The organism is Nitrobacter sp. 62-13, assembly GCF_001896955.1.
Taxonomy (GTDB): Bacteria; Pseudomonadota; Alphaproteobacteria; order Rhizobiales; family Xanthobacteraceae; genus Nitrobacter.
This window is the reverse complement of the sequence record NZ_MKRN01000043.1, coordinates 1-16,823: the sequence shown is the minus strand read 5'-3', so window position 1 is coordinate 16,823 and position 16,823 is coordinate 1. Positions and strand designations below refer to the sequence as shown.

Annotated in this window: 15 protein-coding genes and 1 pseudogene; 3 read left to right on the top strand and 13 right to left on the bottom strand. The window is 63.3% G+C overall.

Translation table 11 applies throughout. The annotated features are described in order from the left end of the window. The 6 genes and pseudogenes from BGN91_RS05025 to BGN91_RS05000 all read right to left on the bottom strand — a co-directional run. Nucleotides 1-109 (bottom strand): GTP-binding protein (locus BGN91_RS05025; protein ID WP_292611084.1); only part of this gene is annotated, 109 nt, incomplete at its 3' end. 104 nt (nucleotides 110-213) lie between these two features. After that, a complete protein-coding gene (locus BGN91_RS05020; protein ID WP_292611082.1) occupies nucleotides 214-558 on the bottom strand; it encodes an HPr family phosphocarrier protein in 345 nt (114 codons plus the stop codon). After that, nucleotides 555-956 carry a PTS sugar transporter subunit IIA gene (locus tag BGN91_RS05015; protein WP_292611080.1) on the bottom strand — a complete coding sequence of 134 codons (402 nt, stop codon included), beginning with the start codon at nucleotides 954-956 and terminating at the stop codon, nucleotides 555-557. The genes BGN91_RS05020 and BGN91_RS05015 overlap by 4 nt, the downstream gene beginning before the upstream one ends. A 128-nt stretch (nucleotides 957-1,084) precedes the next feature. Then, nucleotides 1,085-1,613, bottom strand: a pseudogene (locus BGN91_RS05010) (HPr kinase/phosphatase C-terminal domain-containing protein). After that, complete coding sequence (locus BGN91_RS05005; protein ID WP_292611078.1) at nucleotides 1,610-3,424, bottom strand: sensor histidine kinase; 1,815 nt, start codon at nucleotides 3,422-3,424, stop codon at nucleotides 1,610-1,612. The pseudogene BGN91_RS05010 and the gene BGN91_RS05005 overlap by 4 nt, the downstream one beginning before the upstream one ends. Before the next feature lie 208 nt (nucleotides 3,425-3,632). Beyond that, the gene (locus tag BGN91_RS05000) at nucleotides 3,633-4,334 is read right to left on the bottom strand and encodes a response regulator transcription factor (RefSeq protein ID WP_292611076.1); all 702 of its coding nucleotides are present in this window, start codon (nucleotides 4,332-4,334) and stop codon (nucleotides 3,633-3,635) included. Between the two features lie 216 nt (nucleotides 4,335-4,550). Here BGN91_RS05000 and BGN91_RS04995 point away from each other — a divergent pair, with 216 nt between their 5' ends. The 3 genes from BGN91_RS04995 (at nucleotide 4,551) to bla (ending at nucleotide 8,179) form a co-directional block, all read left to right on the top strand. Beyond that, nucleotides 4,551-5,294: a DUF2470 domain-containing protein gene (locus BGN91_RS04995; RefSeq protein ID WP_292611075.1), complete on the top strand. Its 744-nt coding sequence runs from the start codon at nucleotides 4,551-4,553 to the stop codon at nucleotides 5,292-5,294. A 45-nt stretch (nucleotides 5,295-5,339) separates the two neighbouring features. Continuing rightward, nucleotides 5,340-6,956: a phosphoenolpyruvate carboxykinase gene (locus tag BGN91_RS04990; protein ID WP_292611074.1), complete on the top strand. Its 1,617-nt coding sequence runs from the start codon at nucleotides 5,340-5,342 to the stop codon at nucleotides 6,954-6,956. A gap of 329 nt (nucleotides 6,957-7,285) precedes the next feature. Continuing rightward, complete coding sequence (gene bla / locus BGN91_RS04985; RefSeq protein WP_292611073.1) at nucleotides 7,286-8,179, top strand: class A beta-lactamase; 894 nt, start codon at nucleotides 7,286-7,288, stop codon at nucleotides 8,177-8,179. A gap of 40 nt (nucleotides 8,180-8,219) precedes the next feature. Here bla and rocF read toward each other — a convergent pair whose 3' ends face one another. The 7 genes from rocF to polA all read right to left on the bottom strand — a co-directional run. Then, a complete protein-coding gene (gene rocF, locus BGN91_RS04980) occupies nucleotides 8,220-9,191 on the bottom strand; it encodes an arginase (protein ID WP_292611071.1) in 972 nt (323 codons plus the stop codon). Next, the gene (gene ligD, locus BGN91_RS04975) at nucleotides 9,188-11,911 is read right to left on the bottom strand and encodes a DNA ligase D (protein ID WP_292611070.1); all 2,724 of its coding nucleotides are present in this window, start codon (nucleotides 11,909-11,911) and stop codon (nucleotides 9,188-9,190) included. Before ligD ends, rocF begins: the two co-directional genes overlap by 4 nt. Nucleotides 11,912-11,975: 64 nt before the next feature. After that, nucleotides 11,976-12,164, bottom strand: a complete 189-nt coding sequence (locus BGN91_RS04970) for a hypothetical protein (protein ID WP_292611068.1) — start codon at nucleotides 12,162-12,164, stop codon at nucleotides 11,976-11,978. Between the two features lie 119 nt (nucleotides 12,165-12,283). Then, complete coding sequence (locus BGN91_RS04965; RefSeq protein WP_292611066.1) at nucleotides 12,284-13,255, bottom strand: Ku protein; 972 nt, start codon at nucleotides 13,253-13,255, stop codon at nucleotides 12,284-12,286. Nucleotides 13,256-13,409: 154 nt separating this feature from the next. Next, nucleotides 13,410-13,973: an orotate phosphoribosyltransferase gene (gene pyrE, locus BGN91_RS04960; protein WP_292611064.1), complete on the bottom strand. Its 564-nt coding sequence runs from the start codon at nucleotides 13,971-13,973 to the stop codon at nucleotides 13,410-13,412. A gap of 99 nt (nucleotides 13,974-14,072) precedes the next feature. Next, nucleotides 14,073-14,708: a LysE family translocator gene (locus BGN91_RS04955; protein WP_292611062.1), complete on the bottom strand. Its 636-nt coding sequence runs from the start codon at nucleotides 14,706-14,708 to the stop codon at nucleotides 14,073-14,075. A 21-nt stretch (nucleotides 14,709-14,729) separates the two neighbouring features. Continuing rightward, nucleotides 14,730-16,823: DNA polymerase I (polA, locus tag BGN91_RS04950; protein WP_292611060.1), on the bottom strand; the 2,094-nt coding region annotated here is incomplete at its 5' end.

Sequence of the window (16,823 nt, the reverse complement as noted above, 5' to 3'; positions counted from 1 at the left end):
TCAGGCCGCCGGTCATCTGGATCAGGCGGTCGGCCAGCGTCGACTTTCCATGGTCGATATGGGCGACGATGGAAAAGTTGCGGATATTGGCTATGGGAGAGGTCGTCATGGGGCGCGGGATAGCATCCGGTCGAACAGCGGGCAAGCAACGGTCAAGTGCGATAAGCGCGTTCCGGAGGTTTCCGCGCTACTGGCCTTGGCGACCGATGCCGGTCACTCGTCCTCGTTGAATTTGTTGCCGATGAGTTCGGCGATCGCGGCGACCGCGGCTTTGGCTTCGGGGCCGGTTGCGGACACCGTGATCGTCGTTCCGATTCCGGCGGCCAGCATCATCAACCCCATGATCGAATTGCCGCCGACCGTCTCGCCGTTGCGCGTCACGCTGACGTCGGCGTTGAAGCGCTCGACCATCTGAACGAATTTCGCGGACGCCCTCGCATGCAGGCCGCGCTTGTTGACGATCGGGATTTCGCGGGAGACCGCGCCCGGAGCAGCAGATCCTCTCGCCGTCGTCGGCGCATCGTTCGACGAGACTGCGTCGTCCGGCTTTCCGGTCATTTCCCGGCAAGCACGCGGCTGGCGATCGTCACGTATTTACGCCCGGCCTCCTGCGCCATCGCGATGGCGTCGGGCAGCGTGCGCTCCTCGCGCACCTTGGCGAGCTTGACGAGCATCGGAAGATTGATGCCCGCCAGCACCTCGACCTTGGGTCGGCTCATGCAGGAGATCGCGAGGTTTGAAGGCGTGCCGCCGAACATGTCGGTGAGAATGGCGACGCCGTCGCCGCTGTCGACGCGGTTGACGGCTTCGATGATATCGCCCCGGCACAAATCGGCATCGTCTTCGGCGCCGATGGTGATGGCTTCAATTTGCTTTTGCGGGCCCATTACATGTTCGAGCGCCGCCTTGAACTCATCGGCGAGGCGCCCGTGGGTCACAAGTACCAGACCAATCATTGAAAACTCCTCGCGGGTGCTCTTGGTGCACCGCACGAACGGGCCACTTTGACCATCCCGAGCCCTCACGCAAGGGGGAGCGGCCGGTTTTTCCCTGAAAAGCGTGGCCGCTCTGTGAGCCGCGATGGCTACTTCGTGGCTATAGTTGGACTTATATGGTTACCAGATTTCCCCCGGCAATCAGCAGTAAGGTTGAGTGTCGCTGCAACCCGGCATGGTCGTCAGCGCGGCGATGGTCATCGGAAGTGGCGAAAAGGCCGCCGCGACCGGGATTCGGGCCAGTTCGACCCCTAATATGGTGGTTTGCAGGGCATTTGCCGGGGGAAGCCGCTCGGCATCGGACGCGTCGAGATCGACCACGAGGCCGACCGGCGCCTCCGCGACAAAATCGCTGCGGCGAATGCCGAGCCCGCGGATTTCGATCAGTCCCTCAAGTTCGGGGGGCGGCCTGACGAGAAGGCGATCGCGAACGAGCTCCAGGCAAAGGCGGTCGTCGCCGACCAGCGTCGCTGCCGGGATCAGGCCGCTACGGCCGGCCAGCATGAGATCGAAGGCGAGGCGGGACTTGCCGGCGCCGGAGGGCCCGCGGATCAGAACGGCGCGATCTCCCACCAGAACCGCGGAGCCATGGATTGTCGAACCGGATGGCACGGTCATGTCGCCGGAAGCCGGACCACGAAGCGCGCGCCCGCGATCCGCGTATCGCCCTGGGCGTCGGTCGGCCCGGGACGGTTTTCCGCCCAGATGCGACCGCGATGCGCCTCGATGATCTGCTTGGAGATGGACAGGCCGAGGCCGGAGTTCTGGCCGAAACCCTGGTGCGGCCGGTCGGTGTAGAAGCGTTCGAACACGCGCTCCAGCGCATCGGGCCGAATGCCCGGCCCGTCGTCGTCCACCACGATCTCGATTTCCGATTTCAGTCTCCGGCACACGATGCGCACACGGCCGCCGGATTTCGAGAATGATTGCGCATTGGTCAGCAGATTGGAGATGACCTGGCCGAGCCGCAAGTCATGCCCCGGTATCGAGAAGGTATCGGCCCGGTTGCCTTCGAAGCGTACGTCTACGCCGACGTCGTGGCCGAGCCTGGTTTCGTTCGCAACCGACGTCAGCGTGGTCAGCAAGCGCCGGACATCGACCGGGGCCACGTCCGTGCGCTGCAATTCGGCGTCGAGACGGCTGGCGTCGGATATGTCGGAGATCAGGCGATCGAGCCGGCGCACGTCGTGCTCGATCACCTCGAGCAGGCGGTTGCGGCTGGCTTCGGTTTTTGCAAGCGGCAGCGTCTCCACTGCGGAGCGCAGCGAGGTGAGGGGATTTTTCAGTTCGTGGGAGACGTCGGCGGCGAAAGTCTCGATCGCCTCGATGCGGTTGTAGAGCGCGTCGGTCATCTCGCGCAGCGCGCCGGACAAGTGACCGATTTCGTCGCGGCGGCGAGTAAAATCGGGGATCTCGATGCGGGTCTTGATGCGGCGGCGAACGCGCTCGGCACCGTCGGCGAGCCGCCGCACCGGCCCCGCGATGGTGCTGGCCAGCAGCAGCGACAGCACGATCATGACCATCACGGCGACGCCGAACACCTTCAGAATCGCCAGCCGCTCCGCCGTCACCATCTGGTCGATGTCGTCGCCCTGGGTGGAGAGCATCAGCGAGCCGAAGATGGTGGCGCGCGGCCGCTCCACCGGAACCGCAACCGAGACGATGATTTCGCCGCGATCGTTGATCCGGACCATGCTGGACTTCTCGCCCTTGAGCGATTGCGCGACCTCCTGGTAACCGTTGCCGTTTTCAGGACCGAGTTCGCGGTAAAGCGGAAGATCGCCGCGATTGAGCCAGGTGCGGATCGCGATCGTGGTGCGTTCCAGGAAGCCCGGCTTGACTTCGGTCGGTGGCGGCAGTTCGAAGCGGATGACGTCGCCGCGACGAAAAAGGCTGCGGCTGTCGAGGATCAGCACGCCGTCCCGGTCGTAGATGCGCGCGCGCGTCTTGGTCGGCGAGATCAGCCGCCGCAGCACCGGAGCGACGCGCTCGGGATTGATCGGGAAATCCAGCCCGGAAAATTCTTCGGGCGCTCCGTAGCTCTCGCCGGGCTTGAGATTGAGCAGGCGGTCGGGGTCGATGGTGATGGTGTTGGTTTCCACCGTCGCCGAAGCGGCGATGGCGCTTGCGATGATCTCGCCCTGCACCAGCAGGCTTTGCGCGCGCGCGTCGATCAGTCCGGCGCGGAATTGCGAGAGATACAGAATGCTGGCAGCCAGCGCGATCAGGCCCGCGAGATTCAACGACACGATGCGGCGGGTCAGGCTCGAAAAACTGAGCGTGAAAAGAAACTGCCCGGCGCGGCTCAGCCAGTCTCGCGGCCGCCACCGTGGCGTCGGCTCGACATGACCGGCAGGAGCTTCCGTCGCGGGGACCTGGGAGGTGTCCTCGGCATCCGGATTGAGGTCAGGCTGCGTTCGATCAAGCAATGACTGAAACTGCCCGGTTGTCGGTCCTACATTTCACCATCGTCATTCCCGCGCTCACACTTCGCGTTCACGCTGAGGATGCACCCGTGCCGACCAAAGTTTTCCAGTCGCGCCGGGGACGTCTGCCGCGGATTAGACCGCGCATCGGGAAATCCTTACCCCAAGCGTGGATCGGCTCGCAGGCTGCATACCCCGGAACGGCAGTTTATCAGGTTTCCTTGAACCGGTAACCCACGCCGTAGAGGGTTTCGATCATCTCGAAATCGTCGTCGACGACCTTGAACTTCTTGCGCAACCGCTTGATGTGGCTGTCGATGGTGCGATCGTCGACATAGACCTGATCGTCATAGGCGGCGTCCATCAGCGCGTTGCGGCTCTTGACCACGCCGGGACGCGTCGCGAGCGCCTGCAGGATCAGGAATTCCGTAACCGTCAGGGTGACGGGCTCGTTCTTCCAGGTGCAGGTGTGGCGCTCGGGGTCCATGCGCAGCAGACCGCGGTCGAGCGCCTTGGCGTCGGTCTCCTTGGGGGCTGCGGCCGGGTCTTTCGGGCAGGCGCGGCGCAACACCGCCTTGACGCGTTCTACGAGCAGCCGCTGCGAGAACGGCTTGCGGATAAAGTCGTCGGCCCCCATCTTGAGACCGAACAGTTCGTCGATCTCTTCGTCTTTGGAGGTGAGGAAAATAACGGGCAAGTCGGATTTCTGACGCAGCCTTCGCAGCGTCTCCATTCCGTCCATGCGCGGCATCTTGATGTCGAGGATCGCGAGATCGGGTTGACTGGTGCGGAAGCCGTCGAGCGCCGATGCACCGTCAGTGTAGGTCATGATGCGATAGCCTTCGGCTTCGAGCGCGATCGAGACCGATGTGAGAATGTTGCGGTCGTCATCGACCAAAGCGATTGTGGGCATATGCCTGCTTTCCGAAGCGGATGGCGAGAGGCGAACGATTCGACCGTCTGCCGTTGGAGTGGCCTTAAGAACGCGGTCAACGAGCAATGCAAGCTGGGCTGAAGTGTGACCGAGTTCCCGGAAAATGCGTAAAGGACGCCACTGTTCCGTGCTTGTTCAATCCCTTAATTTAGCCCGAGAGGGCGGTTTTTTCAAATGGAATTGAGGACTTAAGCTATGCAGCCGACAGCCAATTTCACCGCCTCGAAGCTCACCCGATCGCTGCTGCGGCGAAGCCGGCAGGGCGCGCTTGCGACCCTGATGACCGGCAGCGGCGACCCTTATTGCTCGCTCGTGAATGTCGCAAGCCATTATGATGGTTCGCCAATTCTCCTCATTTCGCGGCTTGCGGTGCATACCAAAAATATTATCGCCGATAACAGGGTGTCGCTGATGCTGGACGAGCGCGCCGAGGGCGATCCGCTGGAAGGCTCCCGCATCATGGTCGGCGGAACGGCCGAGGAAGCGGACGGGGAACTCAGGGCAACCCTGCGCCGGCGGTATCTGAACGCTCATCCGTCGGCGGAGTCATTCGCGGACTTCAAGGATTTCTCGTTCTTCCGGATTCGGCCGACCAATGTTCATCTCGTCGCCGGCTTCGGGCGGATCGTGGATCTCAAGCCCGAAAAGATTCTGACCAGCCTGGAGGGCGCGGCCGCGCTGCTCGAGGCCGAACAGGGCGCGATCGATCATATCAACGCCGATCATCGCGATGCGCTGAATCTCTATGCGACGCGATTGCTTGGCGCCAAGGCCGCCGACTGGCGCTGCACGGGGTGCGATCCCGATGGCCTGGACATGAGTGCCGACGGTCATGACGCGCTGCGGCTGGATTTTCCGCGGCGGATTGTTACTCCAGCCGAGCTTCGGAGTGTTTTGAAGGAATTGGCGGATCAAGCCCGCGAAGCGAAGCAGACGTGATGAACGATCGCGCGGGTCATACGGGAGTTCGAGGAGGAATTCTCCGTGCGAGAAATAGGCGTGCGTAACGACGGCTTCGGCGCCGGAAAAAGCGGGCTGAAGAACGTCAAAGCCGTGTACTGGAATTTCGGCGCGCCGCAACTTTACGAGCATGCGCTGCGCAAGGGCGAAGCGATGGTGAACGCGGACGGCGCGTTATGCGCGGACACCGGCGTGTTCACGGGCCGCAGCCCGAAGGACAAGTTCACAGTTCGCGACGCAGTCACCGATAAAAAAGTCTGGTGGGATGGGAATCAGTCGATCACGCCGGGGCAATTCGCCGCGCTGCATGCCGATTTCCTCGATCACGCCGAAGGTATGACGCTTTCCGCGCAGGATCTCTATGGCGGCGCCGATCCGAACTTTCGCATCAAGACCCGCGTTTTCACGGAGCTGGCCTGGCATTCGCTGTTCATCCGCACGTTATTGCGTCGGCCGGAAACCTCGGAGCTTGCAAGCTTCGTTCCCGAATTGACCGTCATCGACCTGCCGAGCTTTCGCGCCGACCCCAAACGTCACGGCGTCCGCTCGGAGAATGTCGTGGCCCTCGATCTCGCCCGCGGAATCATTCTGATCGGCGGGTCTCGTTATGCGGGGGAAATGAAGAAGAGCATCTTCACCACACTGAATTACTTGCTGCCGGACAAAGGCGTGCTGCCGATGCATTGTTCGGCCAATGTCGGCGCTGGTGGCGACAGCGCGATCTTCTTCGGCCTTTCGGGTACAGGAAAAACCACGCTCTCCGCCGATCCCAGCCGCACGCTGATCGGCGACGACGAGCACGGCTGGAGCAAGGATGGCATCTTCAATTTCGAGGGCGGATGTTACGCCAAATGCATCAAACTGTCGCAGGACGCCGAGCCCGAAATTCATGCGGCCTCGAAACGCTTCGGCGCGGTGCTTGAAAACGTCGTGCACGCCGAATCCACCCGCGTGCCCGATTTCGATGACGGCTCGAAGACAGAGAACACCCGTTCGGCCTATCCGCTCGAATTTATTCCGAACGCGTCGTTGACCGGCTGCGCGGGTCAGCCCAAAAATCTGGTCATGCTTGCAGCCGATGCCTTTGGCGTGCTGCCGCCGATCGCCAAGCTGACGCCGGCGCAGGCGATGTATCATTTTCTCTCCGGTTACACCGCGAAGGTGGCGGGAACCGAGCGCGGTCTCGGCGACGAGCCGCAGCCGGAATTCTCGACCTGCTTCGGCTCGCCTTTCCTGCCGCGCGAGCCCAGCGTTTACGGCAATATGCTGCGCGGGTTGATCGCGAAGCACAACGTCGATTGTTGGCTGGTCAATACGGGCTGGACCGGCGGCAAATACGGCACCGGCCGCCGCATGCCGCTCAAGGTTACGCGCGCGCTGGTTGGTGCGGCGCTCGACGGTTCGCTCCGCGACGTTCAATGTCGTACTGACAGGTATTTCGGATTTGCGGTGCCGACATCCGTGCCGGGCGTCGAGCCTCATATTCTCAATCCGATCAAGACCTGGGCCGACAAGGCAGAGTTCGACAAAACCGCCCGCGCGCTGGTCGGCATGTTTCGGAAGAACTTCGCCAGATTCGAGAACGACGTCGATGCGGAGGTCAGGGCCGCGGCGCCCGAGGTGGGAATCGCGGCGGAGTAGAGTTCGCAAATCAATTTTGTGAAATCAAAAGGGGTGGCCGGTCAGCCGCCTTTTTTAATCCCGAGTCTTCTTATTAGAGCATGATCCCGACAACTGGAAACCGGTTTTCGGATAGGATCATGCTCACTCAACTGGGGCGGGAGAGGAATGCGTGCAGCGGCTTTCCGTCCATATCCCGCTCTCGAATATTGGTATCGGTCACGTTCATGATTTTGGATCGAATTGATCCAAAATAATCGGAATCTGGTTCGCGGGTTTCATTCCACGGAATATTCTACCGCTGCAGCTTGCGGCAGCATCGGTGCGGCGGAACATGAGGATGCTTCAAAATGATCGGCAGACGACAGTTGTTGCGCGCGGCGGGTGCGGGTCTGGCCGGCCTTGTCGTTGTGGGGCGCGTAGACCACGCCCCTGCGGCTGCGGTGCTTGAGAAGAGATTTGTCGAGGAATTGAAACGCCTGGAGGGCGGAAGCGGTGGACGGCTCGGCGTCGCCATGCTCGACACCGGCACCGGCCAGTGTGTCGGTCATCGGATGGACGAGCGATTTCCGATGTGCAGCACCTTCAAGGTACTGGCGTCGGGGGCCGTGCTTCACAGCGTCGATGCGGGCAAGGAGAGTCTCGCGCGGCGGATTTATTTCACCGACTCCGATCTCGTGACGCATTCGCCGGAAACCCAGAAGCATGTCGGTCCTGTCGGCATGACCGTCGCCGAATTGTGCGAGGCCGCCATGACGCTCAGCGACAACACCGCCGGCAATCTGCTGCTTGCAAGCATCGGCGGTCCGCAGGGCCTGACCGCCTTCGTGCGGTCGCTTGGCGACGAGGTGACGCGCCTCGATCGTATCGAGACCGAACTCAACGAGGCGGCGCCGGATGATCTGCGCGATACGACGACGCCGGACGCGATGGCCGCGGACCTGCGGGCGTTGGCGCTGGGCGACGTGCTGTCGACGAAATCGCGCACGCAACTTGTGAGCTGGCTCGCAGCCAACACGACCGGGAGCAAGCGGCTGCGCGCCGGCTTGCCGGCCGGATGGCGCGTCGGCGACAAGACCGGAACGGGCGAGCAGGGAACGGCGAATGACGTCGCGGTGATCTGGCCGCCGGACCGCGCGCCGTTTGTCATAACAGCCTATCTCACGGGCGCGGCTGCGCCGGTGGAGCGGCAAGATGCGGTCATGGCGGCCGTCGGGCGTGCGGTCACGACCGCGCTCGCATGAACGTCAGCGATGCTGATGCCGCATGGATAAACAAAGAGTGTCAGTTCCCGCCCAGGGTATTGCTGGGAGTCGGGCGGTCGGTGATCTGTTGCCCGAACAGGCTCGCGATCAATTCGACCGCGACCCGCGCGGTTCGCCCGCGCTCGTCGAGAAACGGATTGAGTTCGACGATGTCGACCGAGCGGACCAACCCGGAATCGTGCAACAGCTCCATGATGAGATGCGCCTCGCGATAGGTCGCGCCGCCGGGAACGGTGGTGCCGACACCGGGCGCCACCGTTGGATCAAGAACATCGAGATCGAAGCTGACGTGCAGCACTCCGTTGCGCGCTTTGACCCGATCGATGACGCGGCGGATCAGCACCGCCACGCCGAACTCGTCGATCTCGCGCATGTCGGCGATGGCGATGCGCCGGTCATGCACCAGCTTCTTCTCGAACGGGTCGATCGAATGGATTCCGAACAGGTCGAGATGCGCTGACGTGATCGACGCGCGCGGCTCCGCGCCGAGCAGGCCGTCGAGTCCGGGCTCGCCGCACAGGAAGGCGGCGGACATGCCGTGCATGTTCGCGGTCATCGTCGTCAGCGGTGTATTGTAGTCGGCATGGGCGTCGAGCCAGAGCACGAACAACTCGCGGCCCCGCTCATGCCAATAGCGCGCGACGCCGTTGACCGAACCCATCGAGAGGCTGTGGTCGCCGCCGAGAAAGATCGGTATCGCGCCGGACTTCGCCAGATCATAAGCGCGCGGGCTGAGTGCGCGGACCCATGCCTGGATGTCGCGGTAGTGGTTGGCGTTTGCGGGAATCTGGTCGGTCGTCGGCGCCCCTTGAGCGACCGAGACGTCGCCGTGATCGCTCACCTCAATGCCGAGGTTCTCCAGCACCGGCTTGATGCCCGCGGTGCGCAACGCCGCCGGGCCCATCAAGGTGCCGCGTTGCGCGGCGCCCATGTCGATGGGGACGCCGAGCAGCGCGACCTTTGCGAATCGTCCGTCCCCGATGTCCGTCATCGGAGCAGCTTTGCGATCGCGGCCTGCAGCGGGCGGGCCGCCCCGTCGTAACCCGACCACGCCTTGCTTTTCTTCAGGAGGTCAGCGGCGGTGCGAAGCGTGAAACGTTTGGGATCGAGGCCGGCTTTCACCTGCGACCAGTTCAGCGGCATCGACACGGTCGCGCCGGGGCGCGCACGCGGCGACAGCGGCGCCACAGCGGTCGACTTGGTGTCGTTGCGAAGATAATCCAGAAAGATTTTGCCCTCGCGCTGCTTCTTCGACATGTTGATGAGATATTTGTCGGGTTCATCCGCTGCCATTTGTTCGCACACGGCCTGCGCGAACATCTTGGCTTGCTTCCAGGTTAGCGTTTCCTTTTTGGCGGTGGCAAGTGGCGTGACTACGTGCAGGCCCTTGCCGCCTGTGGTCTTGCAGAATGGCTCAAGTCCGAGCGCCTCAAGGCGCTGCTTCATCTCCCTTGCCGTCGCGATCACATCGGAGAATGCGACACCTGGCGCCGGATCGAGATCGAACACCAGTCGTCCCGGCACGGCGTATTGATCGGGCGCGCAATTCCACGGATGCAGTTCAAGTCCGCCGATTTGCGCCACCGCGATCAGGCCTTCGACGCGATCGATCTGAAGATAAGGCTTACGGTCGCCATGCACTTTAGCCTGGGTGACGAGGTCCGACATCCCCGGCATGGCATGACGCTGGAAGAAGGTTTCGCCGTCGATGCCGTCCGGAGCGCGCACGATCGAACACGGCCGCCCCTGAATGTGTGGCATCATCCAAGCGCCGACGGTCTCCATATATTCGGCGAGGTCCCGTTTGGTGACCGGTTGTTTGTCCCCGCCATCGGGCCACAGCGCCTTGTCCGGATGCGTGATCGCAACGCCCATGACCGTCGCGCGATCCCGCGCCGAAGACGCGTGCGGCGGGCGCGACGTCGTGGTCTGCGTGCGCGCCGTGGCCGCGGCCCTTGCGTCGAGCTTGGGCACCGCCGTACGGACCGGCATCTCCGCCTTGACCTCGCCGGCCGGCTTGTCTGCGCGCAAACCCTTGAAGGCGGCCTGCCTGACCATGCCGTCATGGGTCCAGCCGGCGAATTCGATTTCGGCGACCAACTCCGGCTTGAGCCAGTGCACGTCGCGTCCGCCGGAGGGGGCATTCTTGCCGGAGAACGGGCTTTTCGAGGCCGCTGCGGCCTTCAGCGCCGGCATGATGCGCTTCACGGTGTCGCGGCCGTAGCCGGTGCCGACGATGCCGGTATAGACGAGACGATCGCCCTCGTAGACTCCGGCCATCAGCGAGCGGAATTTTCCGCCCGTTGTTTTCCAGCCGCCGATCACGACCTCATGGCCTGGGCGGCTCTTGACCTTGAGCCAGCTTCCGCCACGGCCGGCGCGATACGGCGCATCCGCCTGCTTTGAGATAATGCCTTCGAGGCCGGACTTGCGAGCCGATGCGAGCATCTGTTCACCGTCCGCGTCGAAATGCTCGACGTAGCGGATCGGCGAGCGGCTCGATTGCGCCGAGCGTCCGAGCAATTTGCGAAGCCGTTGCTTGCGCGCGAGCAGCGGCAGCGGACGCAGATCCTCGCCCCCGGCGAACGGCAGGTCGAAAGCGAAGAACACGAGGTTGTCCGTCTTGCCATCGGACAGCGCGGCCTGCATCGCGGAAAAGTCCGGATGGCCCTTGCTGTCGAGTGCGACGATCTCGCCGTCGATGATGGCGTCGGACAGTCTCGCGGCTGCTTTTGCGATGGTGGAAAACTTGTCGGTCCAGTCGAGGCCCTTGCGGGTTTTGAGTGTCACCTCGCCGTTCTCGATCCGCATCTGGATGCGGTAGCCGTCGAACTTGATCTCGTGCACCCAGCCCTCCGCCGTCGGCGGCCGTGCCGAAATTTCGCATAGCTGAAATCCGGCGAAGTCGGGCATATCGTCCTTGAGGGCGCGGGCCTTGTTCGCTTGCGTCTTGCTCGTTCGTATCTTGCTCGCTCGTGTCGTGGCTTTTTTCGGTGCTCGCTTGCGGGTTGAAGCGGGTTTGGCGCTTGTCTTTGTCGCCCGCGCCTCGGCTGCAAGGCCCTTGTTGGAATTCCAGACCGCGTCGGAGCCGGCGGTCCGCGTGGTCATCATGAAGGGCTCAGGCGCCTTGCCCTTGCCTTGCGCGATCTGATCGAGCGTACGCCCGGACGCGACAGAGCGGTCGTGCTTGAGCACGTCCTCGCCGCTGCCCGGCTTGGCGTAGTCGTCGCGGTGCTTGATCAGCAGCCAGTTGGTGCGCTTGCCGCCGCTGCGGTCGTGCTTCATGCGCACCAGCACCCACTCGCCCTTGAGCTTCTCGCCCATCAGCGCGAATTTGAGGTCGCCCTTGGCGAGACCCTTCGCCGGATCGTCTGCGTACCAGTAGCCGCGGTCCCAGATTTCCACGGTGCCGCCGCCATACTGGCCTTTCGGTATCGTGCCCTCGAAATCGCCGTAGTCGAGCGGATGATCCTCGACCTCCACCGCGAGCCGCTTCTCTCCCGGGTCGAGCGAGGGGCCGCGCGTCACGGCCCAGGACTTGAACGCGCCGTCATATTCGAGGCGGAAGTCGTAATGCAGCCGCGTGGCGGCGTGCTTCTGGATAACGAAGCGCCGTTGCTTCGAAGCCGCGACGCGCGCTTTGCCGCTCGGCTCTGTGGTTTTTGAGAAGTCGCGTTTCTTGCGATAGGTGCTGAGCTTTCGGGAAGTCACGGCGTCGGGTCCAGTTGGAGCGTACCATGTGCAACGCCCGGAAATGCTCGCGGGTGCCGCGACGTTACGATTTTTTGCGCCTTACACCCGCGCTCTTGCGCAGCGCGTCCTTGAGGTCGATCGGCACGTCGTGCTTTTTCAAAAGATCGGCGAAAGCCTCGTCGGCCAGATCCTGTATCGTCGCCATACGATCCCGGCCGAGACGCGTCAGCGCTGCCATGGTTTCGTCGTCGAAGGCGATCAGCTTGCGCATCGGCGCGTGCCGGTCAGATCACGATGATTTGGGATCGAACCAAAATCATGAGCGTGATCGATCCCAATATTTTGGAGCGGGATGAGGAAAACCGTTGCACACTTTTTCCTCATTTCGCTCTAACCGGCCTTGCGTTTCGCGGGCGTCTTGTTCGCGCCGCGCGTCCTGGCCGGACGCTTCGCGGGCTCGCGCTTGGACTCCTTTGCCGCCTTCTTGCCCTCGATCGGAAACAGCATCTCGCGCTGGCCTTCGATGCGTTTTTTGGACTTCCTGCCTTTCGCTGGCGCCGGCTTGTCGTTTGCGGATGGTGTGGATTTGCCGCCCTTCAAGCTCTGCCGCAAGGCGTCCATCAGGTTGATGACATTGCCTTCGGTCTTGATCTTCGCTTTGGCGATCGGCCGACCGGCCTGCTTCTGCTCGATCAGATTCTGCAGGGCAGCCTCATAGTGATCCTCGAATGAATCCGGTTCGAAGTGACCGGATTTCTGCTCGACGATGTGCCGCGCGAGATCAAGCATGTCCTTGGTGATCTTCACGTCCTTGATGTCGTCGAAATAATCCGATGCGTCGCGCACCTCGTACGCGTAGCGCAGCAGCAGGCCGACCAGCCCGTTGTCGCGCGCTTCCAGCGCGATGACGTGCTCGCGGTTGGTGAGCACCACCCGCGCCAGTGCGACCTTGCCGGTCGCCTTGATGGTGTCGCGGATCACCGCATAGGCGTCGTGTCCGACCTTGCCGTCGGGCACCAGATAATACGGCCTTACGATATAGAGGTCGTCGATCTCGGCGCGGGGCACGAACTGGTCGATCTCGATGGTGTGGGTAGACTCCAGCGCGATGTTGTCGAGTTCGTCCTTGGTGACCTCGAGATAGGTGTCGCTGTCGATCTTGTAGCCCTTGACGATGTCCTCGCTGTCCACGTCCTCGCCGGTTTCGGCATCGACCTTCTGATACTTGATGCGGTGGCCGGTCTTGCGATTGATCTGGTTGAAGCTGACCTTCTCGGACTCCGACGTCGCCGGAAACAGGGCGACCGGACAGGTCACGAGCGAAAGGCGCAGAAAGCCTTTCCAGTTCGCACGCGGGGCCATCGGAGAACTCCATACGCGACGGGCCGGGGGACGGCTGAATATGATTCAATATCACGGAGCGAGAAACGTTCCGAGTCGGGAACGTGGTCAACGCGCCGCAGCGCCGCCGCAGTCCATGCGTTCCGGTTGTGTTCCTGATGAAGTCTGGAAGCGATTACCGGTTGAGGAATTCGCTCGCCTTGTACAGTGCGCGGAACGGCACGCCGGCCTGTGCGAAGGCTTCCGCCGCGCCTTCCTCCCGGTCCACCATGGTGAACACCAGCACGATCTCGCCGCCGGCTTCGCGCACGGACTCCACCGCCTTGATGGCGGAGCCGCCGGTGGTGGTGACGTCCTCGACGATGACGACGCGCTTGCCCTTGAGGCTCTCGTCCTTGGCGAGGCCTTCCACGGCCAGCCGCGCACCGTGCTCTTTCGGCTTCTTGCGCACGAAGAAGGCGGCGATCGGCTGATGCTTGAGCCACGACAACTGTGCGATGGCGCCGGCGAGGGGCACCGCGCCCATCTCGAGGCCGCCGATATAATCGAGTCCGTCGTCCTTGAGCGCCTCGAAGCTCAGTTCCGCGAGCAGCGCCGCGCCCTCGGGGTCGAGCATGGTCGGCTTCAGGTTGAAGTAGAAATCGCTTTTGCGCCCCGACGCCAGCGTGATTTCGCCGCGCCCGAACGAGCGGGTGCGGATGATCTCGGCAAGGCGGGCGCGGGAGGCGGACTGGGACACGGACAGGCTCGTAAGGGTGGCAGGCGGAGATCAATCTAGCGATGATCGGCAGGGTGAACCACTTTTCCGGGCGCCCATCAACAGTTCAATGCGGCCCGATCAGCGGGCGGTACTGAAGGCGAACCAGACAGCTATAGCGGCAAGCGCAACCGCCAGCACGCGCCGGATGCTCCTGCGCTTGTCCGGGGTCCGGACCACGTTCTGCAGGCGCGAGGCCAGCATCACGATGACGAGATGGACCAGCGTGGCGACGCCGACATAGAGCGCCGACAGCCCAAGCGTCTGCGTCACGATCGATCCCTTGTCGACCTGGATGAAGTCCGGAAGCACCGCGACGTAGAACACCGCCGCCTTCGGATTGAGCAGATTGGTGATGAGGCCGCGACGAAACGCCCGTCCGGGGCGGACGTCGGGATCGCCGGCTTTTTCAGGGGCGGTCTCCGCCTCGCTCGCCCACGCCTCCCAGGCGAGCCACAGCAGATAAACGACCCCGCCCCAGCGCAGCACCTCGTAGAGCAGCGGCGAATTGTCGATCGCCGCGCTGAGACCGAGCGCCGCCACCGCGCCATAAACGGAGAGTCCGAGCGCGACGCCGCCGACGGCGGCGAGCCCGGCGCGGATGCCTTGCGACAGCGACAGCGCCGCAAGATAGGCCATGTTCGGCCCCGGCGTCATCTCGATGACGAGCGAGGTCAGCGCGAAGGCGGCGAGCGAGCCCGAAAAAATGTCGCTCATCGGTCAGATCGCAGGCATGCTTTAATGCGCCTCGTCCCAGTTGTCGGCGGCGCGGGCGTCGACCCGCAGCGGCACCGACAGCAGCACCGCCGGGAACGGCGCATCCTGCATCACATGCTGCACCACCGGCAGCGTCGCCGCCACCTCGTCGTCGGGCACTTCGAAAATCAGTTCGTCATGCACCTGCAGCAGCATCTTCGCCGACAGCTTCTTCCCGGCAAGCGCGTCGTCCATCCGCACCATGGCGCGGCGGATGATGTCGGCGGCGGTGCCTTGCAGGCGCGCATTGATCGCGGCGCGCTCGTTGAAGGCGCGATGCGAGGGGTTCGGCGATTTGATGTCGGGGTAGTGGCATTTGCGGCCGAACAGGGTGATGACATAGCCGTGCTCGCGGCAGAAGTCGCGGGTCGCATCCATGTAGGCGCGGATGCCGGGAAAGCGCTCGAAATACTTCTTGATGTAGGCGGCCGCTTCCTCGCGCGGGATTCCGAGTTGGTTGGCGAGGCCGAACGCCGAGATGCCATAAATGATGCCGAAGTTGATCGCCTTGGCGCGGCGGCGGATTTCGCCGGGCATGCCCTGCACCGGCACGCCGAACATTTCCGACGCCGTCATGGCGTGAATGTCGAGACCGTCGCGGAACGCCTGCTTCAGGACCGGAATGTCGGCGATTTCGGCGAGCAGCCGCAGCTCGATCTGGGAATAGTCGGCCGACACCAGCTTGTGGCCCGGCGTCGCGATGAAGGCGCGGCGGATTTTGCGGCCCTCCTCATTGCGCACCGGGATGTTCTGCAGGTTCGGCTCGTTCGACGACAGGCGTCCTGTGGTGGTAGCGGCGAGCGCATAGGTCGTGTGGACGCGGCGGGTCTGCGGATCGACGTGTTCCGGCAGCGCGTCGGTATAGGTTGATTTGAGCTTGGAGACCTGCCGCCAGTCGAGGATCTTGCGCGGGAAGTCGTGACCCTGTTCGGCGAGTTCGTCGAGGATCTGCGCCGAGGTCGACCATGCGCCGGTCTTGGTCTTGCTGCCGCCCGGCAAGCCCATCTTGCCGAACATGATGTCGCCGATCTGCTTCGGGCTGCCGACATTGATCGGCTCGCCCGCGAGTTCGTGGATCTCGGCTTCCAGCCGCGCAGCGGTCTGGGCGAATTCGCTCGACAGCCGCGACAGCACCTGGCGGTCGATGGTGATGCCGCGCTGTTCCATCCGTGCCAGCGTCGCGATCATCGGCCGCTCCAGCGTCTCGTAGACGGTGGTCATGCGCTCGGCGACCAGCCGCGGCTTCAAGACCTGCCACAGCCGCAAAGTGAGGTCGGCATATTCCGCGGCATAGGACGTGGCGCGATCGATCGGCACCTGATCGTAGGCGAGCTTGTTCCTGCCGCTGCCGATCAACTCGCCATAGCCCAGGCTGGCATGGCCGAGCCACCGCTTTGCCAGCGATGGAAGATCATGGGAGCCGCGTCCGGCATCGAGCGCATAGGAGATCAACTCGACGTCATCGTTGTTCTGCATGACGATGCCGTGCCGGGCCAGCAGCACGGCGGTGAACTTGACGTTGAAGCCGACCTTCAGATGGCCGCCGGATTCGAGAACCGGCTTCAGGAGCTTCAACGCATCGGAGGCCGCGATCTGATCCGGCGCAAGCCCGGCGGCGAACAGCCCGGCCCCGTCGCCGGACTGCCTGTGACCGAGCGGGACGTAACAGGCGTCGTTCGGCGCGACCGCCAGCGCGATGCCGCACAATTCGGCCTGCATGGGATCGATCGTCGGCGCCAGCGCCTCGACCGCGAAGCTGCCGTCGTTGTCGATGCGGGCGATCCAACTCTTCAGCCGGTCCAGCGAGCGGACGATCTCATGCTTGTCTGGCTGAACCGGCAACTTGCGCACGGCTTCAAGGCGCGCCGCAGCGAGGGCTTGCGGCGTCTTGATCTCGGTGTCGCTTGTCGCCCTTGCCCTGATCGCCGGAGGGGCTTTCGCGCCGCTGTTGTTGCCGAACAAGTCTCCAGTGGCCGCGTCCTTGGACGCCTTGGCCGCTGCCGATAATGCCCCGCTCGCGTTTTTTCTGTCCGGCTCGATTTCGGCGGCATTGACTTGCGAATACTCCGCGACGCG

Excerpts from the sequence above, each read along its gene's own strand:
- BGN91_RS05020 (WP_292611082.1), bottom strand. The coding sequence starts at position 558 with ATGACCGGAAAGCCGGACGACGCAGTCTCGTCGAACGATGCGCCGACG.
- BGN91_RS05015 (WP_292611080.1), bottom strand. The coding sequence starts at position 956 with ATGATTGGTCTGGTACTTGTGACCCACGGGCGCCTCGCCGATGAGTTC.
- BGN91_RS05000 (WP_292611076.1), bottom strand. The coding sequence starts at position 4,334 with ATGCCCACAATCGCTTTGGTCGATGACGACCGCAACATTCTCACATCG.
- BGN91_RS04995 (WP_292611075.1), top strand. The coding sequence starts at position 4,551 with ATGCAGCCGACAGCCAATTTCACCGCCTCGAAGCTCACCCGATCGCTG.
- bla (WP_292611073.1), top strand. The coding sequence starts at position 7,286 with ATGATCGGCAGACGACAGTTGTTGCGCGCGGCGGGTGCGGGTCTGGCC.
- rocF (WP_292611071.1), bottom strand. The coding sequence starts at position 9,191 with ATGACGGACATCGGGGACGGACGATTCGCAAAGGTCGCGCTGCTCGGC.
- BGN91_RS04970 (WP_292611068.1), bottom strand. The coding sequence starts at position 12,164 with ATGCGCAAGCTGATCGCCTTCGACGACGAAACCATGGCAGCGCTGACG.
- BGN91_RS04965 (WP_292611066.1), bottom strand. The coding sequence starts at position 13,255 with ATGGCCCCGCGTGCGAACTGGAAAGGCTTTCTGCGCCTTTCGCTCGTG.
- BGN91_RS04955 (WP_292611062.1), bottom strand. The coding sequence starts at position 14,708 with ATGAGCGACATTTTTTCGGGCTCGCTCGCCGCCTTCGCGCTGACCTCG.